At 53.7% G+C, this 26532-nt stretch carries 24 protein-coding genes; 13 read left to right on the forward strand and 11 right to left on the reverse strand.

The window, feature by feature from the left end:
* Nucleotides 1-4: 4 nt before the first annotated feature.
* The gene (locus ACWI0H_RS14010; RefSeq protein WP_232774968.1) at nt 5-589 is read right to left on the reverse strand and encodes an alpha-ketoglutarate-dependent dioxygenase AlkB family protein; all 585 of its coding nucleotides are present in this window, start codon (nt 587-589) and stop codon (nt 5-7) included.
* 202 nt (nt 590-791) lie between these two features.
* Here ACWI0H_RS14010 and ACWI0H_RS14015 point away from each other — a divergent pair, with 202 nt between their 5' ends.
* Nucleotides 792-1385, forward strand: a complete 594-nt coding sequence (locus tag ACWI0H_RS14015; RefSeq protein ID WP_008959576.1) for a YajG family lipoprotein — start codon at nt 792-794, stop codon at nt 1383-1385.
* Between the two features lie 50 nt (nt 1386-1435).
* Here ACWI0H_RS14015 and ACWI0H_RS14020 read toward each other — a convergent pair whose 3' ends face one another.
* The 3 genes from ACWI0H_RS14020 to ACWI0H_RS14030 form a co-directional block, all read right to left on the reverse strand.
* Nucleotides 1436-2068 carry a class I SAM-dependent methyltransferase gene (locus ACWI0H_RS14020; RefSeq protein ID WP_101147853.1) on the reverse strand — a complete coding sequence of 211 codons (633 nt, stop codon included), beginning with the start codon at nt 2066-2068 and terminating at the stop codon, nt 1436-1438.
* Between the two features lie 29 nt (nt 2069-2097).
* A complete protein-coding gene (locus ACWI0H_RS14025) occupies nt 2098-2733 on the reverse strand; it encodes a TIGR04211 family SH3 domain-containing protein (RefSeq protein WP_485873741.1) in 636 nt (211 codons plus the stop codon).
* A gap of 88 nt (nt 2734-2821) precedes the next feature.
* The gene (locus ACWI0H_RS14030; protein ID WP_008959579.1) at nt 2822-3151 is read right to left on the reverse strand and encodes a DUF1820 family protein; all 330 of its coding nucleotides are present in this window, start codon (nt 3149-3151) and stop codon (nt 2822-2824) included.
* Nucleotides 3152-3357: 206 nt separating this feature from the next.
* On the opposite strand from ACWI0H_RS14030, the gene ACWI0H_RS14035 reads away from it, so the two are divergent.
* The 3 genes from ACWI0H_RS14035 to ACWI0H_RS14045 are packed head-to-tail and all read left to right on the forward strand — an operon-like array spanning nt 3358 to nt 7443.
* Nucleotides 3358-4581: an ATP-grasp domain-containing protein gene (locus ACWI0H_RS14035; protein WP_176304553.1), complete on the forward strand. Its 1224-nt coding sequence runs from the start codon at nt 3358-3360 to the stop codon at nt 4579-4581.
* A gap of 30 nt (nt 4582-4611) precedes the next feature.
* Nucleotides 4612-6654, forward strand: coding sequence for a hypothetical protein (locus ACWI0H_RS14040; protein ID WP_485873742.1), 2043 nt, complete (start codon nt 4612-4614; stop codon nt 6652-6654).
* 30 nt (nt 6655-6684) lie between these two features.
* Nucleotides 6685-7443, forward strand: coding sequence for a TlyA family RNA methyltransferase (locus tag ACWI0H_RS14045; protein ID WP_485873743.1), 759 nt, complete (start codon nt 6685-6687; stop codon nt 7441-7443).
* 9 nt (nt 7444-7452) lie between these two features.
* Here the strand turns inward: ACWI0H_RS14045 and mscK are convergent, their stop codons facing one another.
* Nucleotides 7453-10794: a mechanosensitive channel MscK gene (gene mscK / locus ACWI0H_RS14050; RefSeq protein WP_485876230.1), complete on the reverse strand. Its 3342-nt coding sequence runs from the start codon at nt 10792-10794 to the stop codon at nt 7453-7455.
* A gap of 167 nt (nt 10795-10961) precedes the next feature.
* Here mscK and ACWI0H_RS14055 point away from each other — a divergent pair, with 167 nt between their 5' ends.
* From ACWI0H_RS14055 to ACWI0H_RS14070, 4 genes are all read left to right on the forward strand, one after another.
* Nucleotides 10962-11993 (forward strand): phospholipase A, encoded by a 1032-nt coding sequence (locus ACWI0H_RS14055; protein ID WP_485873744.1) that lies wholly within the window; start codon nt 10962-10964, stop codon nt 11991-11993.
* An 83-nt stretch (nt 11994-12076) separates the two neighbouring features.
* Nucleotides 12077-12409, forward strand: a complete 333-nt coding sequence (locus tag ACWI0H_RS14060; protein WP_008959585.1) for an ElaB/YgaM/YqjD family protein — start codon at nt 12077-12079, stop codon at nt 12407-12409.
* On the forward strand, nt 12409-12813 hold the full coding sequence (locus ACWI0H_RS14065) for a phage holin family protein (RefSeq protein WP_008959586.1): 405 nt from the start codon (nt 12409-12411) through the stop codon (nt 12811-12813). The genes ACWI0H_RS14060 and ACWI0H_RS14065 overlap by 1 nt, the downstream gene beginning before the upstream one ends.
* The gene (locus ACWI0H_RS14070; protein WP_008959587.1) at nt 12788-13099 is read left to right on the forward strand and encodes a YqjK-like family protein; all 312 of its coding nucleotides are present in this window, start codon (nt 12788-12790) and stop codon (nt 13097-13099) included. The genes ACWI0H_RS14065 and ACWI0H_RS14070 overlap by 26 nt, the downstream gene beginning before the upstream one ends.
* A 34-nt stretch (nt 13100-13133) precedes the next feature.
* Here ACWI0H_RS14070 and ACWI0H_RS14075 read toward each other — a convergent pair whose 3' ends face one another.
* The gene (locus ACWI0H_RS14075) at nt 13134-14318 is read right to left on the reverse strand and encodes a BaiN/RdsA family NAD(P)/FAD-dependent oxidoreductase (protein ID WP_485876232.1); all 1185 of its coding nucleotides are present in this window, start codon (nt 14316-14318) and stop codon (nt 13134-13136) included.
* Between the two features lie 145 nt (nt 14319-14463).
* Here ACWI0H_RS14075 and ACWI0H_RS14080 point away from each other — a divergent pair, with 145 nt between their 5' ends.
* Both ACWI0H_RS14080 and ACWI0H_RS14085 read left to right on the forward strand, forming a co-directional pair.
* Nucleotides 14464-15546 carry an efflux RND transporter periplasmic adaptor subunit gene (locus ACWI0H_RS14080; RefSeq protein WP_485873745.1) on the forward strand — a complete coding sequence of 361 codons (1083 nt, stop codon included), beginning with the start codon at nt 14464-14466 and terminating at the stop codon, nt 15544-15546.
* Nucleotides 15546-18689, forward strand: coding sequence for an efflux RND transporter permease subunit (locus tag ACWI0H_RS14085; protein ID WP_485873746.1), 3144 nt, complete (start codon nt 15546-15548; stop codon nt 18687-18689). The genes ACWI0H_RS14080 and ACWI0H_RS14085 overlap by 1 nt, the downstream gene beginning before the upstream one ends.
* 98 nt (nt 18690-18787) lie before the next feature.
* On the opposite strand, the gene ACWI0H_RS14090 is transcribed toward ACWI0H_RS14085, so the two are convergent.
* Entirely contained in the window at nt 18788-19216 is a 429-nt protein-coding gene (locus ACWI0H_RS14090) for a DUF3617 domain-containing protein (protein WP_008959591.1), read from the reverse strand.
* Nucleotides 19217-19360: 144 nt separating this feature from the next.
* On the opposite strand from ACWI0H_RS14090, the gene ACWI0H_RS14095 reads away from it, so the two are divergent.
* Nucleotides 19361-19570 (forward strand): zinc ribbon domain-containing protein, encoded by a 210-nt coding sequence (locus tag ACWI0H_RS14095; RefSeq protein WP_008959592.1) that lies wholly within the window; start codon nt 19361-19363, stop codon nt 19568-19570.
* A 6-nt stretch (nt 19571-19576) separates the two neighbouring features.
* Here the strand turns inward: ACWI0H_RS14095 and ACWI0H_RS14100 are convergent, their stop codons facing one another.
* The 4 genes from ACWI0H_RS14100 to ACWI0H_RS14115 all read right to left on the reverse strand — a co-directional run bounded on the left by ACWI0H_RS14100 (nt 19577) and on the right by ACWI0H_RS14115 (nt 23755).
* Complete coding sequence (locus ACWI0H_RS14100; RefSeq protein WP_176304561.1) at nt 19577-20407, reverse strand: ABC transporter permease subunit; 831 nt, start codon at nt 20405-20407, stop codon at nt 19577-19579.
* Complete coding sequence (locus tag ACWI0H_RS14105) at nt 20404-21315, reverse strand: ABC transporter permease subunit (RefSeq protein ID WP_339882628.1); 912 nt, start codon at nt 21313-21315, stop codon at nt 20404-20406. The genes ACWI0H_RS14100 and ACWI0H_RS14105 overlap by 4 nt, the downstream gene beginning before the upstream one ends.
* A 52-nt stretch (nt 21316-21367) precedes the next feature.
* Entirely contained in the window at nt 21368-22549 is a 1182-nt protein-coding gene (locus ACWI0H_RS14110) for an ABC transporter ATP-binding protein (protein ID WP_485873747.1), read from the reverse strand.
* A gap of 102 nt (nt 22550-22651) precedes the next feature.
* Complete coding sequence (locus ACWI0H_RS14115) at nt 22652-23755, reverse strand: polyamine ABC transporter substrate-binding protein (protein WP_101147840.1); 1104 nt, start codon at nt 23753-23755, stop codon at nt 22652-22654.
* A gap of 387 nt (nt 23756-24142) precedes the next feature.
* Between ACWI0H_RS14115 and ahpC the strand changes: the two genes are divergently transcribed.
* Both ahpC and ahpF read left to right on the forward strand, forming a co-directional pair.
* The gene (gene ahpC / locus ACWI0H_RS14120; RefSeq protein ID WP_431313221.1) at nt 24143-24700 is read left to right on the forward strand and encodes an alkyl hydroperoxide reductase subunit C; all 558 of its coding nucleotides are present in this window, start codon (nt 24143-24145) and stop codon (nt 24698-24700) included.
* A 210-nt stretch (nt 24701-24910) separates the two neighbouring features.
* A complete protein-coding gene (gene ahpF / locus ACWI0H_RS14125; RefSeq protein ID WP_485873748.1) occupies nt 24911-26467 on the forward strand; it encodes an alkyl hydroperoxide reductase subunit F in 1557 nt (518 codons plus the stop codon).
* Nucleotides 26468-26532 lie beyond the last annotated feature (65 nt).

Consider the following 26532-nt stretch of genomic DNA (forward strand, 5'->3'; position numbering starts at 1 on the left):
TAGCTCAAAAGCGCATTTGCCTAAACGTTAGGCTCACCCGCGGCTCGATACTTTTTTTGGTTTTAGGCAGGCTATGTAGCCAGTTTTGCTGTGTAGTACCTTTCATAATCAACAGACTGCCGTGCTCTAGAGTAAGCGACACACTCTCCCCTGTTTGTTTATGTTTAAACGAGAATTTCCTTTCGCCGCCTAGGGTCAACGCCCCGATTGCCCCATTTTCAACAAGGTCTTTTTCGGCATCACTGTGCCAGCTCATGCCTTCCTCACCGGAGCTGTAATAATTACCCAGGCACGAATTAAAGCCCTCTTTGCAGTGGCTCTCCACAACCTGTTTAAGATCACGCAAAAAGTCCGGCCACACTAACGCCATTTTTGTGTAGCCGGAGTAGGTATAGGAAATCGGCTTGTCTGCATACCAGGCTATTTTCCTCTTTGTAACAATCTCTTTGCCGTAAATAAACGTGCGATCATGCTCCCAGCTTAATTCGCTTATGCATTTATCTAAATACATAGCCGCTGTGACTGTATCCAGGATTTTGCCGTGGTAATAAGCCGCCCCATCCCATGGGAGCAGATTAATCAACTTCATATCGTCGTTTTCAAACAGATCTGTATACGTCATAGCGGTGCCTATTTTGCATTCAGGACTGTAAAAAATTAGGACCAGTAGCTGCCAGCAGCGAAGCGATCCAGCAACCCTTTGCCATCGTTGGCAAAGCCGCAACGCCAGAACATACCGTCAGCGCGCTAGCCGCGTTATACTGGCCTTTTAGCCATAGCGGAGGAAGACTATGCTTCGGCGTCACTTTTTACGGATTTCAGGTGTTCTGCTTGCCAGCGCCTGGCTAGCCGGTTGTACTAGCCCGCAGTACCTGCAACTCAGCCCTGAACGCAGCGCCCAGGTGCCTCAGGTTGGCTCTGGCCAGCAAGTCACGGTAATTGCTCAGGATGGGCGCGAAAGCGATATTATTGGCAATCGTGCTGGCGGCGGAATGTCCACCGCGCATATCACCGTGAGCAGCCACGAATTAATTCCGCGCTTACAGCAAGAAGCAGAGCGCGCCGTTAGCGATATGGGCTTTACGCCCACGACTGAGCAAGCCGAGGGGCGTCCGAGTTTGACGCTGGAACTTGCCAGCCTGAATTACGCGCGTGGCGAGAGCGGCCAGCCGTTGGTAGACGAAGCGCGTCTTGAAGGTGTCTTCCGCGCTATCGCGCAAAACAAGGGCACTACTTATACCGGCACTTACACATCGCGCCGTACACAGGGTTATGCGCTTAAACCCGACGCCGACAGTAATGCACGCATGCTGAGCGATCTACTTAGCGATGGTATGAACCGTGCTTTTAGCGACCCTGAACTGGGCCAATTGCTCGCCCGCTAAGCTATCTCCTTCGCACAAGCCGCACACATGCGGGCTGCCCCTCTAAACACTTAGAGGCGCGGCCCGCGTCGTTCCAGCGCCCACACGCTCTCCGTGTAGCCGCGTTCATCGGGGTTGCCCTGCTCTAGAAATGTTAACGTGAAATTAGGGGCGAACAGGCTTTCAATTTCGCTGGCGGGGACACTATAGGGAGGCCCAGCATCACCCTCGTTGTGGGCCAAACTAATCAGCAGACCTTTGGCACCGGGCGGTACCAGTTGAGCAAGATGGAAAGCATAGCGCTGACGGGTTGCTGGCGGCAGCGCTATCAGTGAAGCGCGATCATAAAACGCCCCAATTTCTGCTGCCTGCTGAATATGTAGATGAAAAAAGTCCCCACACCAGAGTTCGACATTACCTTGACGGGAGACATTGAACCCTGCCTGGCGATATCGTGATACTGAGGTACTGCGCTGAGCCAAAAACTGCTCAATGGCTTCTGGGGCAAACTCAATACCCAATACCGGATATCCTTCATCAGCCAGCCAGCGCATATCCAGACTCTTGCCACACAGCGGTACAAGTACCTTGGTGCGTTTGGCAACACCAAGAGAGCCCCAATGACGCAGTAGTGCCGGGTGCGCCTGCCGCAGGTGAAAACCAATGCGCCCTTCTTGCCAGCGCTTGCGCCATTGATCACTCATTTTTTGCTACCTTGTCGTTGATCGCGCTATTAAAACCAACGGTCACGCTTTTTACGCCGACGTGGTAGGTGCGGCACAATCAAACCAACCAACAAGCCCGCGCCAGCCACACCACCGCCGTACATAAAGTAGCGCATCAAAAGATCTTCTTCCTGGGTTTCTAAGCGCGCCTGAAGCCCTCTTACCTGCTGGCGTGACTGCTCAGCCTGACTGTCCAGCTCTTGATTACTCGCTTCAAGCTCGGCAATACGCCGCTCACGAACCTCAAGAGTTTCGGTCATTGAAGAAACACGCTGTTCCCAGGATTCATTGATGCCTTCAAGCTCAGCCGTTAACTCTTCGACCTGCGCCTCTAACGCGGGTAACTGCTCAACGGCACTGGGTGTTTCCTGCAGCTCATCACTCAATACCCAGACCGCATTGCCATCGCTATTGCGAACGCGGGTATAATTGCCACTGGTTTCAAGTACTTCCACCTGTTCGCCAGCATTTAGCGTACCAATAATACGATAACCATCCGTCGGACCACTGCGCACGTAGGTACTTAACTCGTCGGTCACCCATGCCTGATTATCGGATTGGGCGTTAGCATTAATGCTCGCCACACTTAGTAAAACGCCGGCCGCAGCGGCGTAATATCGAAAACGAATTTTATTTACCTGCATGACATCATGTCCTGATTTAAAACGCTGCAAGGCGGACGAAGCCAACAGCGCTTATCGCCTAACTTAGCGGTGCGCTTGTCTCATACGCTTACCCTTCTCCGCGCGGTGGCAACGAAAAGGGACGGGGGAACTCTGCTACCCGGGCATCCGTTTTAACCGCCTTCAATGGGCCTTCACGCTCTACTTCATCAATGCGCACAATAGCATTTAACGGTAGGTAGCTACGTTTGACACCATCAAAGGTTCGCTGCAATTTTTCAGTCGCAGGGTCGACGACTACCCGTGAAGCATCGTCAAAGACAAACTCCTCGACTTCAATAAAGCCCCAAAGTTCGCTCTGAAAGATTTCTCGGACGTATAAATCCCAAATTTCACCCTGCTGGTGAACCACCACACGGTAGATCGGCTTGGCCGCCATCTTGGCCTATTCCTCTTGCCATTTGTACATTAAGTTGAACCGACTAGCTTACCATATTCCTACCGCTACGACTTTACGCTAAGCCTTTAGCGAACGCTGCGTTAATGCTGCGGATAATGGGCTTATTAGCCGCACCAGCCGCCCTCGTGTATGGTGTGCTGGGTGGTTTGGCAATTCTATTCACTCACCAAGTAGGAGTCATCAACATGCAAAAGGATCCAAATAAGGGCTATATCGCTCTGCTCGGGTGGAGCCTCAATGCGATTGAAGCGGCTGAGAATTTTGACCGTCGCTACATTGTCGTTGCACCTGACTGGGCCGAAGAGTATTGCCAAAAACACGACATTCCCTATGTGCCTTGGAATTTCGAGCGTCTTAATGACCGCTCAATGGAAATCGCCGAGACACTCAAAGAAAAGGGTGTTGATGTCGCGATCCCTCTCTATGAAGAAACCGTAGAGTGGGCTGGGGCCATCAACTCCGTACTACTTGATAATCCACGTATTTATGGTCAATCGCTACTGCTTCGCGACAAGGCGTTAATGAAGCGCCGGGCCCAGTTAGGCGGTATCCGCGTCGGTATCTTTGAAGAAGCCCACGATAAAGAAGACGTGGTGCGCTTTTTGAAACGCGTTAACCAGACGCTGCTTAAGCTGGATGGTGACCCCAACGACCCCATTCACCTCAAAGCCTTCGATAAAGCGGGCTGCCTGGGCCACCGTGTTATTCGTACACCGGATGAAGTGGATACCATCCCGGACGAAGAGTTCCCGGTACTGATGGAATCACACCTGGACGGCTGGGAGTTTGCTGTTGAAGCGTGGGTTCATGATGGCAAAATCGCCTTCTTGAACATCTCAGAATATGTAACGCTGGGTTACTCTGTATTTGTGCCTGCGTCTCCAGAGCTTGAGATATACCGCGAACAGATCACTCAACAAATTGAAAAGTTGATCAAGGCATTCGACATTGAGTTTGGTTTGATCCACCCCGAATACTTTGTCACCAGCGATGGTGAGATGTACTTTGGCGAAGTGGCGTATCGTCCGCCCGGTTTTAAAGTTTTTGAACTGTTAGAACGTGTTTACGGCTTTAATGCTTATCAAGCGTCAATGCTAGTGTTCGACCCGAAAACCACGAAAGAAGAAGTGGCCAAGTTTTTTCCCAAAGAAGTGGTCGATGCCGATGGCTTTGCCGGTTGCTTTGGCGTTTACCCACGCCGTCGTGTGGTCAGCCGTTTGGAAATTCCCGAAGAGACCGAAGATCACCCCTACTTTGAGTCTCATGAGCTAACCTCACCAGTAGAAGAAACCGTTACTAAACGCACCGCGTTTGGTACCCATTGGGGTCTGGTCTACTTTAAAGGCGAGGATGCGCATACCATACGCGACCTATTAAAACGCCAAGAAGACCTCGACTTCTATGTATAATCCCTGCTAACGCTGGGATAAGGAGTCACCGTGGAGACAGATCAAGTGACGTCTTCTCAAGAAGATAGCAAGCTCAATGGATTGTTGAGCAAATTTGATGACGCCGTGCGCCTGCTTACGCAGGCGCCCGCCTTCTCAAAGCCCGCCAAGCTGCCGCGAGTAATGGATACTGCGCGGCGAATATTACTTCAGGATGGCGGTTGTGAAGCACTGGAATCACGCGCGCAAGCGTTCGAGAACGCCGGTGTATTTTTAGGTTCCGATTGGGAAACCCCCCAATACTTGGTACCTACTTTGACGACTTTCTCGCTGAAAAGCGCAGATGCCAACGTGGTCGTTATTGAGTCATTAAGCGAGCTGCGACTGCTCTCTGTCGCTAAAGGCGATTTTGTACACCCGCTGGTTTCTGCAGAGCATGCGCACCATTACCTGACTCAGGTCATGGCCATTAATTTATGGCTGCTATTTTTACCGCCCAGTGAGGCGGAGCGGGAAACCCAGGGGCGCCTGGCGACCATTCCTCGCCAGCTTTTCCAGCACTTAGCGGATCGAATCGGCTACGAACATATCGTCGATCAACTGATTGATGAGATTTGGCGCATTTTAAAGCAGCGTCCCATCCAGGTTGACTCGATCAAACAGATGATCACTCAAATAGCGCTGTGCCAAGCCAACCCGGCGATTGATCTTGGCGCCAGTGGCCAAGGCGCCGACCGTTTGGTCAGCTCGCTTTACGGGCCCACTCAGGCCTGCCGAGAAGATCCTGGTGTCGATGTCTATCGTGATCGATTGGAGCATATGGATCAGGCGGCGCTGCAGGCTGAATCCACGGGTTTTGCCAGAGCGATGCACGATACCGGGCTAGTTTCGCCCTACCACGCCGTGTTGCTACGCCACCTGCTTGAAGAGGGTGACCATTTACTCTCTGAAGCGTTGGGCTTGTCGTCTACCGGGCGTGATTGCTTACTCTGCTACCGTGAGCTGGTTCAAGCGTTGATTCGTGGTGGGGTTTATCCTGCTACGTCGCAGGCAGTCTATGGCCTTGCGCTAATGCTCGAACGCGGCATTCTTTATCAGCCGCCGGTGGCACCGGCCATGTGGCGTCAGCTTAATCTGCCGCTCTCAGAGTGGGCGCAGTCACGACTCACTATCGCCTATGGCGACACTGTCTCTCCCCGTGCACGGCTGATTGAAGGCGTACTATGCATGTTGGGTCTGCCATTGGGCGTTGGACAGGGTAATAACCCTACCTGCCAATCGGCACGCGCCCTTTCCATGTGGGCCTACAATGATCCGGACTACCTGCTGCAGATGGTGGCGTGGGCAGCGCGTGATGACGAACTCATCATGCATTTCGAGGGTCAGGCCATCTCATCGATGGAGAGCCTTTCTGGCGTTGCGACTGAACTGCCGATGGATTTAGATCCCGTGTCGCTGATTGTCGTGCCACACCTTGATCGCATTTATGCCGAAATGGGCCGACGTTGTATTGGTCGTGAGGGTGACCCTCACCGCTGGGTGAATCCTGAATTTCATGGTTGGTGGTCAGGACGCGGCTTCCGCATCAATGTCGATGTGGCCACTGGGCAACTAAGCGATGTGGATGATTTTGTACGCCACTTCTACGCCAGCTATCACCCCTACTACAATGGCAACCAACCGCTGATTCACCCCCAGCCGGCGGGCATTGCGGTCACCGATAGCGCAGCACGCTTTATTGGCTGGCACGCGATCACCATTTTGCGGGCCTCCCTCGACCCGTCTGACGTTATGCGGGTTTATTTTTATAACCCCAACAACGATAGCGGTCAGGATTGGGGCGACGGCGTCATTGTCAGCACATCGGGTAACGGTGAACGCTTTGGTGAAGCATCACTACCATTCGAGCGCTTTGCATCGCGGCTGTATATTTATCATTACGACCCACTCGAACGCGGTGAAGTAGTCTCTGTCACCGATGAAGAGCTGGAAAATGTGAAATATTACCTCCACCGTAGCTGGGGAGCATCGCGTTTACCGCCTGTTGAACTACAGGCTGATCAAGGCCCTAACGCCCCACCGGATGCAGAATAAGCCGCCCTATTAACGACACTCTTAATCATTATGATGCGACTCGATCAACTATTGGTCAGCCAAGGGCTGGCCAATTCGCGTACCCGCGCCCAGCGGCTTATTCGCCACGGCCGGGTTCGCCTCGCTGCTGATGGCAAACCGCTCACCAAGGCGTCTGAAAAGTGGCCCGATAATACACGCTTTGAGGTGGAAGATGACCCCGAAGAGCGCTATGTATCCCGCGCTGGTTTAAAGTTGGAAGCGGTGCTTACCACGTTACAGTTGCGCTTTGACGACCATGTAATTCTTGATATTGGTCAATCCACTGGCGGCTTCACCGACTGCGCCCTGCGCTTTGGCGCCCGCCATGTCATTGGTATAGAAGTTGGCCATGGGCAGTTGGCCTCCGAGCTACGTGGCGACCCACGGGTGACGTGCCTGGAAGGATTAAATGCGCGCTACATGAGCAGCGATGAAGCACTAAAAAACTTGCTTGCCGTCCAACCCATCGATAGCGCCATTATGGATGTGTCATTTATCTCGCAAACGCTGATTCTGCCTGAAATTGCTACTCTGCTGCCGCTGGAGGGGCAATTGATTTCGCTGGTTAAACCTCAGTTTGAGCTGAACGCAGAAGCTCTCGATAAGCGCGGCGTGGTGCGTGACGCTAGCCGTTTTAACGACGTTGAAGCCAATATTCGCAGCACCTGTCACGCCTGCGGATTTACCATACGCCACTGGCAGGAGAGCCCGATTACCGGCGGCGATGGCAATCGGGAGTTTCTCCTGCATGCCGTAAAAGGCGCTTAATAAAAAGCTTCAAGTCGACGAAGGAGGCGTGAGCTGATTTGCAGACTGCACTTTTATCGCCTCGCCCTTATCAGGATGTAGCCATACGTCCATCTGCTCAAAGGCCACGCGTACACCCGCCTCACGAAACAGTGCATCAACCCGACAGTTAATTTCATCGGCAGCAAACAGCCTGTCGAGCAGGTCATTGACGAAAATACGTAGCTCGAAATTGAGGCTGTGCTGTCCGTAACTCAAACAGAAAACCTGAGGCTCAGGGTCCGCCAGCACGCGAGGATTGTCATCTGCAGCTTTGCGCAGCAGCTGATGCACCTTCGGCATGTCCGACCCATGAGCCACGCCGTAAGTCAGCACGACACGGGTGATATTATCCGACAGTGACCAGTTGATGAGTTGGTCGGTTACAAAGGTTTTATTGGGGATAATAATTTCTTTACGATCAAAATCAGTGACGGTCGTCGCCCGGATGCGGATACGGCTGACAGTACCGTGCAAATTACCAATCGTGATCGTGTCGCCAATACGAATTGGCCGCTCAAACAGAATGATCAAACCGGATATAAAGTTGGCGAAAATTTCCTGTAAACCAAACCCTAACCCCACACTCAGGGCGGCCACCAGCCACTGCAGCTTGTCCCAGGAGACGCCAAGGGTCGATAACCCCATCACAATCCCCGTGCCCACAATGGTGTAGGAGAGCAGCGAGCTAATGGCATAGGCGCTGCCCTGTTTCAAGGACATCCGAGATAACACCATCACTTCTAACAAGCCGGGTAAGTTGCCCGCCATGATAAATGTAATGGCGACAATCAGTAGGGCAGCAAAGATGTCCGATATCGATAACGCGTTATCAACCAGATCTCCCTCTTGCGCCTCCCACAGTGATACGTTGTCCAGATAGCCAAGCACTGAAAGCAAGTCCGCCCAGACCAAATAAAGCAGCGCACTAAAGCCAATCAACACAATCAGCTTGGAAAGCCGCAGCGACTGGCTATTGATTTGCGCCATATCAAGCGGTGGCTCTTCGACAACTTCTAACCCACCTTCTGCACCTTCTTGCACCTGAGCGCGACGGCGCGCCAGCGCACGGCGATAGGCGAGCCGACGAGCAGCTACTGCCAAGCTGCGCACCAACGTGGCTTCCACCACCACCCACAGCCCCAGCAGGTAAAGCGTAATGGCGAACCTGCCTACTAGGCGCAACGCAGTATATTCATAGCCCCAGGCGACTAATCCCAGCAGCATCAGCGGCACCGACGCCATCGCCAGCCCCAACAGCAAACGAAACAGACGCACGCCAAAAATGGGGATATGCGCCAGTATCAATTGCGCCAGCCACCAGCTCATGGCTATCAAACCAAGCGACAGTAATGCTAGCGCAACGGGACGCAGTGCTAACGGAGTCTCCATCTCACCCGACATCGCGGCAATGGCAATGACGGGCACCAAAGCGACCCCTAATCCGCCTAACAGTTGGCGTAACCGAGCAGTGTATTGAGGTGACCAGGTAAAATGACGCTCAGCCACCCCATCAGCAACCAATAGTCGGCGCCCCCATGCCACTACGCCCCAACTCAGGGCTAACTGAAGCAGTGCCGGAGCAACGCTAGTTGCCAACGGCCCCGCCGCGCCTAATAACCCGCCCCCAATACCCGCTAACGCTAAGGGTCCAGGCAGCGCCAGCAGTGCATTTAGCAGCACTGCTTTCGGCGTGTGCAGCTGGGTGTCGCTTTTCAAGCGTCCGATTTGTGAATGCAGGTTCGCCAAGCGCGTCTTAATTTGGCGACGTAACCCCATCAGCACGAGTCCCACCAACACAAGCGGCGCCCCGTTAAGCACTTGCCAAGAGAGTCCTTGCCAACGGGTGGGCAGAATGGCGCGCCACTCTCCCTCTTGCCACTCTAGGCGTAAATTATTCGGCAACTGGCGCAGCCAGTTAACGTCCAGCGGGCGGCTGTTGGCGACCCAAAATAGCTGTTCATCAATGGTTTCACGCAGCTCACTGGTGGTCGTTAATACCTGCTGCTGGTTCAGCTGTAGCTCGATCGCTGCACTCAACAAGCTACCATAGGACTGCTCCAATTGTTCGACCAGCTCCCGCCGGGACTGATAGAGCCGTGAGAGTGAATCCACCAGTTCTGGCGTCGCTTCTATGCCCGCTTCGACTAGCTGCTCAGTCGCAAACTGCTCGCTTTGGCGTAACTGGTCACGCTGACGGACTAAATCAAATTGCTTCAAACGCAGATCGGCAATTTCATCCTGCAAATCGCGCCGTGCGATTAATGGCGGGAGGGATTGGCGCTGCTCACGCAAAATACGCGACAGCAGTTGGCTTCCGCGTATGGCATTAATTTGCTCATTCAGGCTGCGCTGTAGTTGGCGGACATGCTCCAACTGGCGCTGGGCTTCAATATTCTCACGCACGATACTGTTAGCGCGGTCGGTGGCCCGTAGCAGTTCAAGGCTTAATGTTTGGTTGGCTTGTTGGGCTTGCACCACCACTGGGTGGCCAGCGGCAATTAAGGGGTTATCCCGGGCGGCATCAGCAATCGCTTGCTCTGAGGCCAAACGCCGCTGTTGGTCTATCACCCCTTGCAGCATACTGAGCTGCTGCTCTTGATAATCAATTTGCAACATAAGAACATCACGGCGCTCCTGCGCCAATTCGCGCAACCGGCTATTCGCGCTGAGTTCACGCTGGTAAAAGCTCACTTCGCGGTCAGCAAGTGCGCGCTCAAGGCTCAGCTGTATAAGCCGTGCATCATTCAATGCCGAAAGTTGCCGATCTGCTAGCAAAGCCTCGCGCTCAGCGTGTTGTCGGCGTAAACTCTCCGCGCGCTGAAGGGATTCAGCGATAGATTGTTGGGCACGCTCAGGGAGTGTTTGGGCAGCCAGTAGTTGGGAGTTCACTTCCGCTAGCTGGCTTTGCAGCTGCTGAAGTTCGACCACCGCGTCAGTTTGCAGGGTTTCCAGCTCGTCAAGGGGCCGGTCACTCAAACCAGCCACGGACAGTTGCTGTGACGCTTCTTCGGCTTCGCTCAACTCACGCTGCAAACGAGTTAGTAATTCTGGGGCTTGCTCTACGCGCGTATCTAACGCGGCCAGGCGCTCATCGACAGAGGCTAGCCGTTCATAGGCATCAAGAGCGGCCTCCAAGGCCTCTTTATCGCTGGTTTGTTGGGCGGTCAATGCGCCCTCAAGCGCTTCCAACTGAGCAAGCCTTGATGCCAGCTCAGCCTGCTCAGGCACGCGTTCGAGCATGCTGGCCTGGAATGTGGCCTGGGCCGCGGCACTGCTCACAATAAGCAGCAAGAATAAACACGTTACGATCCACTTACAGGTGCATCTCACCACGTTACTTATGCCTCGTTGACATCGAAAGCTCCGCAGACACGGATAATAGGCGTATTGTCAGACGTTCTGATAGCCAGCGCAATCAGAGGTGTTGACTTCCGCAGGCGGCGTGATAGAAACAACCATGGCATTTGCCTATTCATTCATTTTGCGAGCCACCTTAGATGGTTATCCGAAAACTACCGATCACGAAATTATTGGTTCTGCTGGGTCTTGCTACGTTTAGTGCAAGCTCCTTCGCTGAGTCCCAACAAGAGATTGAGGCGCGTATCCGTGCCCTCAACGCTGAGCTATATGATCTGCATCAACAGTTGCAGCAGGTAGAAAAACCCGAAGACGCCGCCCAAGGCTTACCATTTGAGCAGTTGCCTGAAGAAGCTGCCAGAGAAGACTTGAGCGAGCGCCGTGAACTTGAGCAGGAATCAAGCCGAAACCCGTTTTCAATCACAACGCACCGCACCAATTATCTGTTTCCGGTTAGCTATAATGCGAACCAGAACCGCGAAAGCTTTCGCAATATCTCAGACGACAGCGAAATAGATAGCGTAGAGCTTAAGTTCCAGTTTAGCGCCAAGGTAAATCTGGCTGAGCAGGTGTTTGGCAACTACGGTGACGTCTTTTTTGGCTACACCCAGCGCAGCTGGTGGCAGGCCTACAATACCGACGCTTCATCGCCTTTCAGGGAAACCAACTACGAACCTGAAATATTCATCGATTTTGACAATGCTTGGGAGGCGCTTGGATGGGTGAACACCCGCAACCGAATCGCCCTTAATCACCAGTCTAATGGTCGCTCAGATCCTCTCTCCCGTAGTTGGAACCGGGTGTATCTTGAAAGTACTTTCCAGCGCGGTGACTGGGCGTTCACCCTGGCACCCCATTGGCGGATACCGGAATCCACAAAGGATGACGACAACCCAGATATCGAACGTTACATGGGGTACGGCGATATTCGCCTCGCCAAGCGCCTTAATAACAACCATGAAGTGAGTGGACAGCTGCGTGGCAACCCAAGCGCTGGCAATATAGGCACACAGATAGATTACAGCTGGCCTGCTTTCAACAGCTTGCGAGCACATGTACAGTATTACTATGGCTACGGCGAAAGCATGATCGATTACGATCACCGTGTGCATCGCTTAAGCCTGGGGTTCAGTTTAAATCCCTTATTTAGTGCCACAGGGCTGAACCGATAGGTGTAACTGCTTGTCTGTTGTCAGGTGGCTGCTATGCTTGTAGCAGCCCTCTCATTCATTTTCATTCGTCAAAGGAAGACTTCATGGCCAAACGTCAGCAAACTTATTCTACGCAAGCCGATCAACTTAAAGATGACCTACGCCATTTGAGCGAAACCGTTGAAGAACTCGTCAACGCGACAGCTAAAGATGCCAGCGGAGAGATGAACGATCTACGTACTCGCGCCGAGCGCCGATTAAAAGATACCCGTGCGCGCCTTGAAGCTCGCGGCGAACGCATCTATGACGACACGCGCGACTCACTGACACAGCAAGCTGATGCCTGTGACCGCTATGTTCATGAAAACCCCTGGACGAGCATTGGCATTGGTGCCGCAGCAGGTATGGTTGTGGGTATGCTGCTCGGTCGTCGCTAATGGCTTTGGGTCCAACCCAACGCGTCTTCTCTGCTGCCAAACGCTTACTAAAATCGCTGATCGCTAATAGCGAAACTCGCCTGCGTTTGGCGGTGTTTGAGTTGGAAGAAGAGCGTGCGCGGCTACTGGTTTTACTCCTTCTTGCAGGAGCGAGCTTACTGTTGCTCTTGCTGGGTATTGCCACACTGACAGCGCTGGTTGTGGTTCTGTTCTGGGATAGCTATCGTTTAACCGCCATCGCCATAAGCGCTGGGGTGTTGATAGGTGCCAGTTTGTTACTAGCGTGGATCGCTGTTCGCCAGTCGAAGCGCCATTCTCTTTTAAAAGAAACACTCAAACAGCTTGCTGCAGATCGAGCACTGCTTGAGGAGCCAAGTGATGAAACCATCCGCAGACACCGCTAACCCACCAACAAAGCCACTAAGCCGTGCCGAACGTAAAGCCCTGCTGCTGGCAGAATTGGAGCAGCAGCGCGTGGATATTCTGGTCGATAGCGAATATTTGCAGCAAGCCGCCTCGCCCCTGGATAAAAACTGGCAAAGTTTCAAGCTGCCGCTTTACGCCGTCGGCGGTTTTGCCGCATTCAGACTAATGCGCCACCCAGGTGGAGCAATGGCGGCAGGCAGAAAAGTGCTTGCAGGCTATATGCTACTCAAGAAGCTTAAGTTATTAGCCAAAGTGGCTACTTAAGCCTGTTGCTAATACCCTGAGCGAGTGGCGTTGCCTAGCAAGACTGACCACAGGCTACGCCACTCGCCCACGCCCACTGAAAGTTATACCCACCAAGCTCGCCTGTTACATCCACTACTTCACCGATAAACCGCAGCTGTGGAAATCCTTTCACTTCAAAGGTTTTGGATGATAGCGCGTCGGTATTGACTCCCCCCATGGTCACTTCAGCAGTACGCCACCCTTCAGTACCCGCCGGCTTAAGTTGCCAAGCATTAAGCCTGTCAGCCCATTCGTCCAAGGCCTGATTGGCATATTGAGCGAGCGGCCGCGCAGGATCATGATCGGGATACCACTCAAGCAACGCTTGGGCCAAGCGCTTCGGAAAACGTTCCGTCAGCCACGTAGAAAGTTGACGCTTGGGAGTTTCTTGACGCGCCTCACGCAGCGATTCCGCCACATTTTCACCAGGCAATAGATCAACGGTAAGACTCACCCCTGGCTGCCAAACGCTGGATACCTGCAGCATCGCTGGCCCAGACAGGCCGCGGTGGGTAAACAGCATAGGATCAACAAAGCGACGGCTGCCAGCACTGGCGGCCACTGGTACGCTGACACCAGAAAGTGATGCTGCACGCGCTTTCCAGGTATCACTAAGGGTGAACGGCACCAACCCCGGCCGGGTGTCTAACACTTCCAAGCCAAATTGACGCGCTATGTCGTAGCCAAATCCCGTTGCTCCCATACTCGGAATAGAAAGCCCCCCGCTGGCCACTACCACCACACCCGCATCAATTTTACCGATCGACGTCGTCAGCCGCATGGCATTGCCCTGCTGTTCCACACGGGTAATCTGAGTACTGAGTTTTATTTCAGCCCCGGCCCACTCGCACTCGGTGAGTAGGGTGCGAACAATTTCCTTAGCGGAGGTTGCGCAGAACAGCTGCCCCGGTGTTTTCTCAACATGCTCAACGCCATGGCGCTCAACGAGCTCGACAAAGTGTTCTGGGCGGTAGCGCTTGAGCGCCGATATACAAAAGTAAGGATTTGAAGAGTAAAAATGCTGTGGCGTCGTGCCTAGATTGGTAAAGTTGCAGCGGCCGCCGCCGGACATCAGAATCTTTTTGCCCGCTTTGTTAGCATGATCAAGCACCAAGACCCGTTTACCGGCATAGCCCGCTTGCGCTGCGCACATCAAACCTGCGGCGCCAGCGCCAATGATAACGACATCATAAATCATAATGAGCAGTTCATAGTGGACGACATTCAAGGCGGCTCCGAGTGCAAAAAACAGGCATTCTACCAGGGGCATGCTTGATAAATTTTTATATTAAAAAAATACCCTGCATAATAAACGTATAACTATTTACAACACTGAGATCACTATGTCTTTACCGGTTCGACGACGACTGCTTCTAAGACTCACGCTTGTTCCTTTTGCCCTGCTGTTAGCGCAGGTGGCGTTTGCCCAATCGGCACCATCTGTCATCGGGACACGGGCAGAAATGACTACCTGGTCTGACCCCCTTGAAGCGCTGGGGACGCTGAGTGCCGATGAAAGCGTCACGCTTTCCACCACCGTCACGGAAATTGTCTCCGAGATCAATTTCCAGGACGGTGAACAGGTTGATGAGGGGCAACTGCTTATCCGACTAGAAGATGCCGAAGAGCAGGCGCAACTAAGGGCCTCGCAGTCGCTACGCGAAGAGCGACGCAATGCCTCGAACCGTGCCACGCAGTTGCAAGACCGTAATCTGGCGGCCAGAGCCGACGTAGAAGATAGCCAGTCCCGCCTGCGTCAGGCAGAAGCCGACATTCAAGCCATTGAGGCCCAACTAGCCAACTACCAAATAGAAGCTCCCTTCAGTGGCCGCGTTGGGTTTCGTAATATCAGCGTCGGTGCGCTGGTCACCCCAGGAATGGATCTGGTGACGTTGGATAAACTAGATGTTATGAAACTGGACTTCAGCGTACCCGAGGTGTTTCTAGGCCGCCTTGCACCAGGATTAATACTAAATGCCACTACCGCTGCCTTCCCAGACGATATTTTCAGCGGTGAAATTGCCACCATCGGCACTCGGGTCGACCCGGTGACGCGCAGCATTGATGTCCGCGCCGAACTCGACAACTCTGACGGCCGGTTGCGCCCTGGCATGCTGATGGAAGTCATCGTTCAGCAACACGTGCGCGACACTATTGTGATCCCTGAAGCCGCTATCGAACCCAGTGGAGACCGTCATTTTGTGATGCTTATCGAACAAAGTGACGGCACGACTCGCTTGGCACGCCGCGAAGTGGCGATTGGCGAACGACGCAATGGCGAGGTAGAAATTCTTGAGGGGTTGTCTGCCGATGAGTTAATTGTCGTTCACGGCCTGCAACTGGCCCGGGATGGACAAGAAGCCAGGCTGATCGGGATTGTCGATGACGAGACCGGGATTCGAGCGTTGCTGGAGGCTGACCGCTGATGCGCCTTTCGGATATTTCCGTTCAGCGCCCTGTGCTCGCGATGGTGATCGCGGCGCTGATTATTGCCTTTGGTCTCCTGGCGCTCAATCGCCTGCCGCTGCAGGAGTACCCCACCATTGACCCGCCGGTGGTCACTATCGACACCCGCTACCCAGGCGCCTCGGCCAGCGTGGTCGAAACGCGCATCACCCAGGTACTTGAGGATCGCATAGCCGGGGTGGAAGGCATCGAGCTGATTACTTCGCAAAGCGAGGATGGCCGCTCCCAGATTGAAATCGAATTCGGTATCGATATGGATATCAATGCCGCCGCCAATGATATTCGTGACCGAATTTCCGGCGCCCTGCGCAACCTGCCCGACGATGCTGACAACCCCGAGGTCACCAAGGCTGACAGCAGTGAAGAGATAGTGGTGTGGCTCAGCCTTTCCGGTGAAGACTACTCCATTACCGAACTCACCGATTACGCTAACCGCTTTCTGGTCGACAGCCTTTCCGTGCAACCAGGCGTGGCACGGGTACGCGTTGGCGGCGGCAGCGACTACGCGATGCGGGTTTGGCTGGATCGCAATGCACTGGCTGCCCGAGGGCTTACCGTCGGCGATATCGAGGATGCCCTGCGGGCCGAAAACGTAGAGCTCCCGGCAGGCTCGATTGAATCTGTCGATCGCCAGTTTATCGTTCGCCTTCCCCGCAGCTTTGCCAGCGCTGACGACTTTCAGCGCCTTGCGATCAACTCTCCTCAAAACCAGAGCGAAAACGGCTACCTGGTGCGCCTTGCCGACGTAGCCCGAGTGGAGGTCGGTGCGGTAGAAGATCGCTCTGTCTTCCGCTCCAACGGTGTGCCCATGGTCGGGCTTGGCATGATCATGCAGTCCACGGCCAATGTCATCGAGCTTTCCGAGGCGGTACAGGTAGAGCTTGAACGGCTGCAGGGCACGCTGCCGGAGGGAATGACGCTTAGCTTGAACTACGATGCCTCACTGTTCGTCTCCGGCGCGATTGATCAGGTCGTCATGACCCTATTTATCGCCATGGGCTTGGTAGTGGTGGTGATTTTCCTGTTCCTGGGAAACTTGCGCACTACCCTGGTACCCGCGGTAACAGTGCCCATTGCCGTTATTGGCGCGTTTACCGCCCTAGCCGCGATGAATTTTTCGATCAACCTGTTAACCCTGCTAGCGCTGGTGCTGGCCATTGGCCTGATTGTGGATGACGCCATCGTGGTGCTTGAGAACATCAATCGGCGTATGCACGACTACGGTGAAACACCGCTGGTCGCCGCCTTTCGCGGCACCCGGCAGATCGCCTTTGCGGTCATCGCCACCACGCTGGTATTGGTGGCGGTTTTTGTGCCCCTGAGTATGCTGCAGGGGGACATTGGCCGGCTCTTTTCCGAATTCGCGCTGACCATGGCCGCCGCAGTGGTGATCTCTACCCTACTCGCGTTGACACTTACGCCCATGATGGCGTCTAAAATTCTTAAGCCAGGCATGCACGATAGCCGCATTGGTAAAGCCGTACAGTGGCTGCTTAATGGCACCCAGCACCGCTATCAGGCGACATTGGAGTGGATGCTCAAGATGCGCTGGCTGGTCGTCGCCATGTTCGTGCTGTTGATTGCGGCTACTGCCTGGCTGGCGACAGCGCTGCCAAATGAATACACCCCGCAGGAGGACCGCGGCAACTTTATCGTATTAGTGAATGGCCCTGAAGGCGCTACCTTCGATTACATGATGGATTATATGGATGAAATCGAAGCGCGTATGACGCCGCTGATCGAGAGCGGCGAGCTGGAGCGTGTGGTAGTTCGTGCGCCGCGTGGCTACGGCAATATCGAGAATTTCAACAGCGGCTTTATTATCGTCAATATGGCTGATTGGGGCAGTCGCCGTAGCGCTTGGGAAATCATGGCCGACGTACGCCAGACACTGAGTACCCTACCCGGCGTACAAGCGTTCCCCGTCATGCGCCAGGGCTTTGGGCAACGCACCGAAAAACCGGTCCAGTTTGTACTGGGTGGCGGCACGTATGAGGAACTTGCCCGCTGGCGAGATATGTTGATCGACCATGTGCGTGAAAACAATCCGCGCTTAACAGCCCTGGAAAGCAACTACAACGAGACCCAACCGCAACTGCGGGTGGAGATCGACTACGAGCGTGCTGCCTCGTTAGGCGTTACCGTCTCGGAAATCGGCAGAACGCTGGAAGTGTTGTTAGGCGGTCGCAATGTCACTCGCTATGTGGATGAGGGTGAGGAGTACGATGTCATCCTGGAAGGTGACCGCGGTAGCCAGAACAGCCCCAGGGCGCTGGATAACATTCAGGTTCGCTCGGCGCGCTCCGGTGAGCTGATTCCTCTGGCCAGCCTAGTCACGCTTTCCGACTTTGCTGGTGCCAGCACCCTGAATCGCTTTGACCGCATACGCGCGATTACCATTGAGGCCAACCTGGCAGATGGTTACCCGCTCGGCGAAGCGTTGGCGTACCTAGAGGAGAGCGCTGCTGAGTTGCTGCCAGAAGAGGCACAAACCAATGTGGCAGGCGCATCGCGCGACTTCCAGCAGGCTAGTGGCGCCACCGCCTTCCTGTTGATAATGGGCGCACTGGTGGTGTTTTTGGTACTCGCTGCCCAGTTCGAGAGCCTAATCCATCCTTTTGTCATCATGCTCACGGTGCCACTGGCAATGAGCGGCGCCCTGCTTGCCCTACTGCTCACTGGACAGTCGTTGAACATCTACAGTCAAGTAGGCTTAGTGTTACTGATTGGCTTAGCCGCTAAAAACGGCATTCTGATTGTCGAGTTTGCCAATCAATTGCGTGACGAGGGGAAAGCGTTTCGAGCCGCATTGATTGAAGCCTCTGTGACACGCTTGAGACCTATCTTAATGACCGCCGTCACCACCATGGCCGGCGCCATTCCATTGATTATCTCGACAGGGCCAGGGGCCGAGTCGCGTTTGGTCATCGGTACCGTGATTATGGCGGGGGTCGGCTCAGCCACGCTGTTTACACTGTTTGTCGTGCCCGTGGCTTACGACCTGCTGGCACGCCATACGGGATCGCCAGGCGCAGTGAAGCGACAGCTCGAAGATGAAATCGCCAATGCCCCTTCCCATGAAGGCGCTTCAGGCAGGCAGTAAGTACCTCTCTAGTAAGTACCTATGCAGTCAGTACCAACGAAAAGGGCCTCCCGGTTAAACGGGAAGCCCTTGCTTTGAACTAGCATTGCTGCTGGCGGTTACTCACACTCGCCGAGGTACTCGCCTTCAATGACCGTGTTCATGCTCAGCTCGCCCATGGGCGACTGGGTCAGGATATCGACACTGCCTTCAATGCGCTCACCCATAAAACGCATTTCGCCATCGATGGTCGCTTCGCCACCTTCAGCACGGCATACCATGCTGTAGCTAAGGCCGTCTGCGTTCAAATCCTGATCGAGCAGCTCACAGCCCTCTTCTTCTTCGATGAAGCCGAATTCAGCGCCCTCAAGTTCTTCCTGAGTAATGCACTGACGCTCGGTTTCCGTTTGATCCGGAATTTCCATTTCGCCGCTGACGCTGGTTTTGCTGACAAACTCCCACTCACCAGCGGTTACATTGGGGGTTTCAGCCAACGCGACCATCGGAAAGGCCACTAGGGCCGCTACTGCCATGTTACGTAACATCATCGCTACTCTCACTGCGTTGCTTTAGGAACCAGCGAATATCCTACCTGATTCAATCCCACGATGCCCTACCTGACGACCACACTGCTACACTCACTTCCTTAGTAACGCTTGATTAAGCGCACTCCATCTAAAAGGAAGCCAACGATGCATGACGACGCCCTGGTCAATTATGACTTCCACTGCCCTTACTGCGATTCACCGCTGACCTTTCTCATTGATACGTCACAAGGCAGCCATGACACGTGGGAAGATTGCCACCAGTGCTGCGCGCCTATCCAGTTACAAGTTGTCGTTTCGCCGATGACCGGCGAACTCGATAGCGTAGTGGCCGGTCGCGACGACGACGTTCTATAGTTTGCATTAAACGTCTTGCAGGGCAGCCTTCCGCTTGGTTTCGTTGCGGCGCATAAAAAACCAAGCCAACAATGTTGCCAGGGATACGATCAGTATAATCAGCGTGGCAAGCGCATTAATCTTGGGTGATACGCCCATACGCACCGATGAAAACACCACCATCGGCAGCGTATTCGCTCCTGGGCCCGAGACAAAGCTGGCAATCACTAAGTCATCAAGTGAGAGCGTAAACGCCAGCAGCCAACCTGCCGCTAAAGCGGGCGTAATAATCGGTAGCGTGATGGAAAAGAAGGTTTTCACCGGCGGCGAGCCCAAGTCCATGGCCGCCTCTTCAATGGAGTGATCCACTTCTCGCAGGCGCGCTGCCACCACGACCGCGACATAGGCACTGCAAAACGTGGTGTGGGCAATCCAGATCGTCGCCATGCCACGGTCAGCGGGCCACCCGGTAATCTGCGCCATTTGCACAAACAACAGCAGCAGCGACAGACCGGTAATCACCTCGGGCATGACCAATGGGGCCGTCACCATGCTGGAGAGTGCCGTTTTACCCCGGAAATGGCCGTAGCGCGTCATCACAAAGGCCGCCACGGTGCCTAAGCAAACCGCCATGCTGGCAGCGAAAAATGCGATCCTCAGACTCGTCCACACCGCCGATAGAATCTGCTCGTCACGAAATAGTTCACCGTACCATTGGGTAGAAAAGCCAGCCCACACGGTGACCAGTTTCGAGGCGTTAAACGAATACACCACCAGTACAAACATCGGCAGGTAAAGAAACAGCAGGCCAAGTACCAGCATAACCGTTGAGAAGTTGATCCGTCGCAGGCTGCTCATGATGCTAGCTCCTTGGACTGATAGCGATGGAACCAGACAATCGGCACCAGTAACAGCAGCAGCATCACCATGGCCAGCGCCGACGCCACGGGCCAGTCGCGGTTAAGGAAAAACTCCTCCCACAACACCTTACCGATCATTAATGTGTCCGGGCCGCCAAGTAACTCGGGAATCACGAACTCGCCTACCGCCGGGATAAACACTAGCATCGAACCGGCGACAATCCCCCCCATAGAGAGCGGCAAAGTAACTTTGATAAAGGTATTGATCTTGCGCGAACCCAGGTCGGCAGCAGCTTCCAATAAAGAATTATCCATCCGGGTTAGGTGGGCATACAGCGGCAACACCATAAACGGCAAGTAGGCGTAAACGATACCAATCGTGACCGCAAACTGGGTATTCATCATGCGTAGCGGAGAATCGATCAGCCCTATCCCTATCAGTAGGTTATTGATCAGCCCGCTATTGCTTAAAATACCCATCCAGGCGTAGACACGAATCAGAAACGACGTCCACGAAGGCAGCATGACCAGCAGCAGTAAAAGCAGCTGCCAGCGAGCCGGTGCCCGCGCCATGGCATACGCCATTGGGTAGCCGATCAGCAGACAAGCCACCGTCGCTATGAACGCAGTTTTGACGGAGCCCCAATAGGCGGCGATATAGAGCGAATCCGAAAGGAGAAAGAGATAGTTGCCCAGGTTTAAAAAAACATGCAGCGTTTGGTCGGCATACTCAAGCAGTGGCCCATAAGGCGGAATCGCAATCGCCGCCTCGGACAGGCTGATTTTGAGTACCAGCGCAAAAGGCAGCAAGAAAAACAGCGTTAACCAGACGAGCGGAAACGCAATTACTGCCCGCCGCCCCAGTTTCAAGCGTTTGAGCAGTGCTGAAGAACGAGATGGCTTCATTGAAGGCAGGCTCCTCGCAGTAGGAAAGGCACCACGCTAGCGGTTCAAGACCCTAACGATTCAGAACAATAGTGCTGTGATCTTCCCAGTGGACATAGACGCTGTCTTCCCAGGTTGGCCGGTCACCACGGCGTTCCGTATTGGCCATGCTGACCTTGATCATCTGGCCCGACGGCGTGCGCACGTAGTAGAGCGAGAAGCCCCCCAAGTAGGCAATATCATCCACCTTGCCTTCCGCCCAGTTATATTCCGTGGTGGGCTTTTCACGGGTTAACCAGATTTTCTCGGGGCGTAGAGCGACCCACACCCGGCGATCCATCGCTTGGGTGGTTATCCCATGATCAATATAGATGGGGCGCTCTAGAGCAGGGGCGACGATGCGGCAGTGGTCGGCAGCATCCTCGATAATTTCCCCTTCAAACAGATTCACCGTACCGACGAACTCTGCCACCATGCGGCTTACCGGGCTTTCATAAATATCCACCGGCGAACCTACCTGCTCGATCCAGCCATCGGCCATGATCGCCACACGGTCAGCCATGGTCATGGCTTCTTCCTGGTCGTGCGTCACCATGATGCAGGTAACACCTACCTGTTCGATGATCTCGACCACTTCCAGCTGCATTTCAGTGCGTAGTTTTTTGTCCAGCGCTCCCATAGGCTCGTCCAGCAGCAACAGTTTGGGCCGCTTGGCCAACGAGCGCGCCAGTGCCACCCGCTGACGTTGCCCGCCGGAAAGTTGATGCGGCTTGCGCTTGGCAAAGCGCTCCATGTGCACCAGCTTGAGCATTTGCGCAACACGGGCGTCGATATCCGCTTTGGGCAGTTTGTCCTGCTTTAAACCAAAGGCAATATTCTGGGCAACCGTCATATGCGGAAATAAGGCATAAGACTGGAACATCATATTGATGGGCCGCTTGTGAGGTGGCATTGCGGTGATATTGACACCGTCTAGCAAAATGCGCCCTTCTGTTGGTGTCTCAAACCCTGCCAGCATCCGCAGCAAGGTTGATTTTCCCGATCCAGAACCACCTAATAACGCGAAGATTTCGCCGCGCTTAACCTGCAAATTGACATCATCCACCGCCAGCGCATCATCAAATCGTTTGCTTAAGCGTTTCACTTCCAGCACGACATCCTCGGCAAACCGCGGGGTTTTACCCAGAGGACGTGATGCGGAAGGAGTGCTTGGCGCAGCAGATGAAGGCTCGTTCGACAGGGGCGTAGTGACCATTCGCCACTCCCATCAAAAGGCCCGGTAACCCGGGCATTAATAAAGACGAACAGCGAGCCGGTGAGGAAATGCCTCTGGCTCGCCGTCGGATAAATGTCGGTTTTAACGACCAGACTTCACACGATTCCAGATCCGTGTACGTGCGCGTTGCACATCTTGAGGCTTTTCAATCGCTACGTACAGGTTTTGCATGACCTCAGTTTCCGGGTAAATAGCCGGGTCATTGATAATCTCATCAGAGAGATATTCATTGGCCGCCGCGTTGGGGTTGGCATACCGCACATACTCGGTAATTTCAGCGGCGATTTCCGGATCAAGAATAAAGTTGATAAACGCATGGGCGTTTTCAGTGTTCGGCGCATCGGCGGGTACCGCCATCATATCGAACCAAAGGGCAGCGCCTTCTTTGGGAATGCTGTAACCAATACTGAAATCACGACCAGCTTCTTCAGCACGCGCCGCAGCTTGGAAAATATCACCGGAGTAACCTGCGGCGACGCAAATATCGCCATTCGCCAGATCAGAGACATAACGCGAGGAGTGGAAGTAGGTCATATCGTCGCGAACGTCGGCAATCAGCTCGCCGCCAGCTTCCAGGTCATCAATACTTTCACTAAGCGGGTCCAAGCCCAAATACGCCATGGCGGGCGAGAGCATTTCATCACCTGAATCTAACATCGACAAGCCGCAACCTGCCTCGCTCAACGCAGCGGTTATTTCAGGATCAAACAGCAGCGCCCAACTGTCCAAGGGGGCGTCGTCACCGAGGATTTCCTTTACACGCTCAACGTTATAGCCAACACCGTTAGTGCCCCACATATAAGGAACCGAGTATTCGCTACCCGCATCAATAGCTTCCAAGTTGGCCATCAGGTCGGAGTTGAGATTGTCTAAATTGGGCAGTAGCTCATGGTTAAGCGGCTGGTAAACACCGGCGCTTAATTGACGAGTAAAATAGTGGGTAGAGGGTACCACCACATCGTAGCCGGAGCGCCCAGCGAGCAGCGCGGCATCCAAAATTTCATTGCTGTCATAAACGTCGTAGGTCACTTCAATGCCGGTACGCTCGGTGAATTTTTCCAGCGTTTCCGGGGCAATATAATCTGACCAGTTAAAAACCCGCACCTCGTCGGCGTGGGCAGCGCTAGCCGCTGCGGCAAACGAAATGGCCGCAACGGCCGCGGAAAGTTTGTGGATGTTCCCCATTATCACTGCTCCTAATGTCAAAGCTCTATTTGTCTAAGCTCTATTAGCGACGTTTTTGAGCCACTCGTTTTTAGCTCTCGCTGTTAATAACGCTTGGCTACGGCTGTTTGTGCCAGCTGGCCCACGGCTAACAATAGCGTAGGTCATAACGCTGACCGTGCGAATTTTGCGGTGCAGTGACGCCTACCGCAAGCCAATGTGAAAAATTCTTGTATTTTGCTTCATCGACCCCATTAACCAGCTAGTACAACGACAACGACCTAGTCAATAGAGAAAAACTATTGATGGCATGGCTATTCTTAATTTTAGCCATTAGTCGTTAGCCATTAGTATTATCAAAAATTTCACATTATTCATTCACCAATCCTGGAGATTATCTGAATGTCATTGATCAACACTGAAGTTAAGCCGTTTAAAGCAACTGCCTATTTGAATGGCGAATTTGTTGATGTTACTGAAGCCGACATGCAGGGTCAGTGGTCCATCTTTTTCTTCTATCCCGCTGACTTCACCTTTGTTTGCCCGACTGAGCTTGGTGACTTAGCCGACAACTATGCTGAATTCAAAAAACTGGGCGTTGAAATCTACAGCGTTTCAACCGATACCCACTTTACTCACAAGGCATGGCACGACAGCTCTGACACCATCGGCAAACTTCAGTACCCGATGATTGCGGATCCGACGCTGCGCATTTCACGCAACTTCGAAGTCTTGATCGAAGAAGCCGGTCTTGCCGAGCGCGGCACCTTTGTTGTCGACCCCGACGGCAAAATCCAGATCGTCGAAATTAACGCCGGCAACATCGGTCGCAATGCCGAAGAACTGCTGCGCAAAGTGAAAGCCGCTCAATACGTTCGCGCCAACCCGAACGAAGTGTGCCCAGCCAAGTGGAAAGAAGGCGAAGAGACTCTCGCTCCTTCTCTGGATCTGGTAGGCAAAATCTAAACCGCTCGCGGTTTTCACGCCCTTGCTCTTTTTTGCTGCGCAAGTGCGTGCATGTTCAACGCCCGGGTTTCGCCCGGGCGTTCTGTTTTAAAGCTGTTATTAAACCTGTTGTTAAAACTGTTTTTTAAAACAGTTTTTTAAAATGTTAATGATTAGCACCGTCACACACGTGTGTTCAATACGTCTGTTACCTGCGAGGAAGCTACTGTCATGCTGGACGCCAATTTAAAATCCCAGTTAAAAGCGTATCTGGAAAAAGTGACTCAGCCGTTCGAGATCGTTGCGTCCCTCGATGACGGTGCCAAGTCACAAGAGTTACTCGGTCTGTTGGAAGATATCAGCAGCCTGAGCGACAAGATTACCCTGCACAGCGATGGTCAGGATGCACGTACGCCATCGTTTGCGATCAACCGCCCCGGTGAAGAGACTGGCGTGGTGTTTGCAGGCATTCCCATGGGCCACGAGTTCACCTCGTTAGTGCTTGCCCTGCTGCACATTGGTGGTCATCCGCCTAAGACGTCTGACGAATTGCTTGATCAGGTTCGAGCATTAGATGGCGAGATGCTTTTCGAGACCTATTACTCGCTGTCGTGCCAGAACTGTCCGGACGTGGTTCAGGCGCTCAATTTGATGGCCATCTTCAACCCGAACGTGCGCCACGTCGCTATTGACGGCGCGCTGTTTCAGGATGAAGTCGAGTCTCGCGAAATCATGTCGGTACCGAGCGTTTATTTGAACGGTAAGCCGTTTGACCAGGGCCGCATGACGCTTGAACAGATTCTGGCCAAGGTTGATACCGGTGCCGCCGAACGCGATGCCAAAAAGCTGAGCGAAAAAGCCGCTTTCGATACGCTCGTCATTGGTGGTGGCCCGGCAGGCGCTGCGGCGGCTATCTACTCGGCGCGCAAAGGGATCAATACCGGTGTTGCCGCTGAGCGCTTCGGTGGTCAGGTGGCGGACACCATGGGCATTGAAAACTTCATTTCGGTGTCACACACCGAAGGCCCGAAAATGGTCAGCGCGCTTGAAGAGCATGTCAAAGATTACGAAGTTGACGTCATGAACCTGCAGCTGGCTACTTCCTTTAAAGCCGCCGAGACAGAAGGCGGCCTACATGAAGTATCGTTTGAGTCCGGCGCTAAGCTGAAGAGCAAGACGCTAGTACTGGCGACAGGCGCCCGCTGGCGTGAGATGAACGTGCCCGGCGAGCAGCAGTATCGCAACAAAGGGGTTGCCTACTGTCCTCACTGTGACGGTCCGTTGTTCAAAGGCAAGCGGGTAGCGGTCATTGGTGGCGGTAACTCAGGTGTTGAAGCGGCGATTGACTTGGCAGGCATTGTCGGCCACGTCACACTGGTAGAGTTTATGGGCGAGATGCGCGCTGATGCGGTGCTGCAGAAGAAGCTCAAGAGCCTGCCTAACGTTGATATCATTCTCAACGCACAATCGACCGAAGTCACCGGTGACGGCAGCCGTGTCAATGGCTTGAACTATAAAGACCGTACGACTGATGAGAGCAAATCCATCGCGTTAGAAGGTATTTTTGTTCAGATTGGTTTGGTACCTAACACCGAGTGGTTAAAAGGCTCACCGATCGAAATGACGCCGCGTGGTGAAATCATTGTCGATGCCCATGGCATGACATCCGTACCCGGCGTGTTTGCCGCAGGCGATGTGACCACCGTCCCCTACAAGCAGATCATTATCGCCATGGGTGAAGGTGCGAAAGCATCGCTCGGCGCTTTCGACTACTTGATTCGTAACTGACCGTGACGAAGAAAAGCCCGCGGACAAAATGTCCGCGGGCTTTTCTGTTGGGAAGTACCTTTAAC

The sequence above is a fragment of the Halomonas sp. NYA30 genome (genome assembly GCF_976980765.1).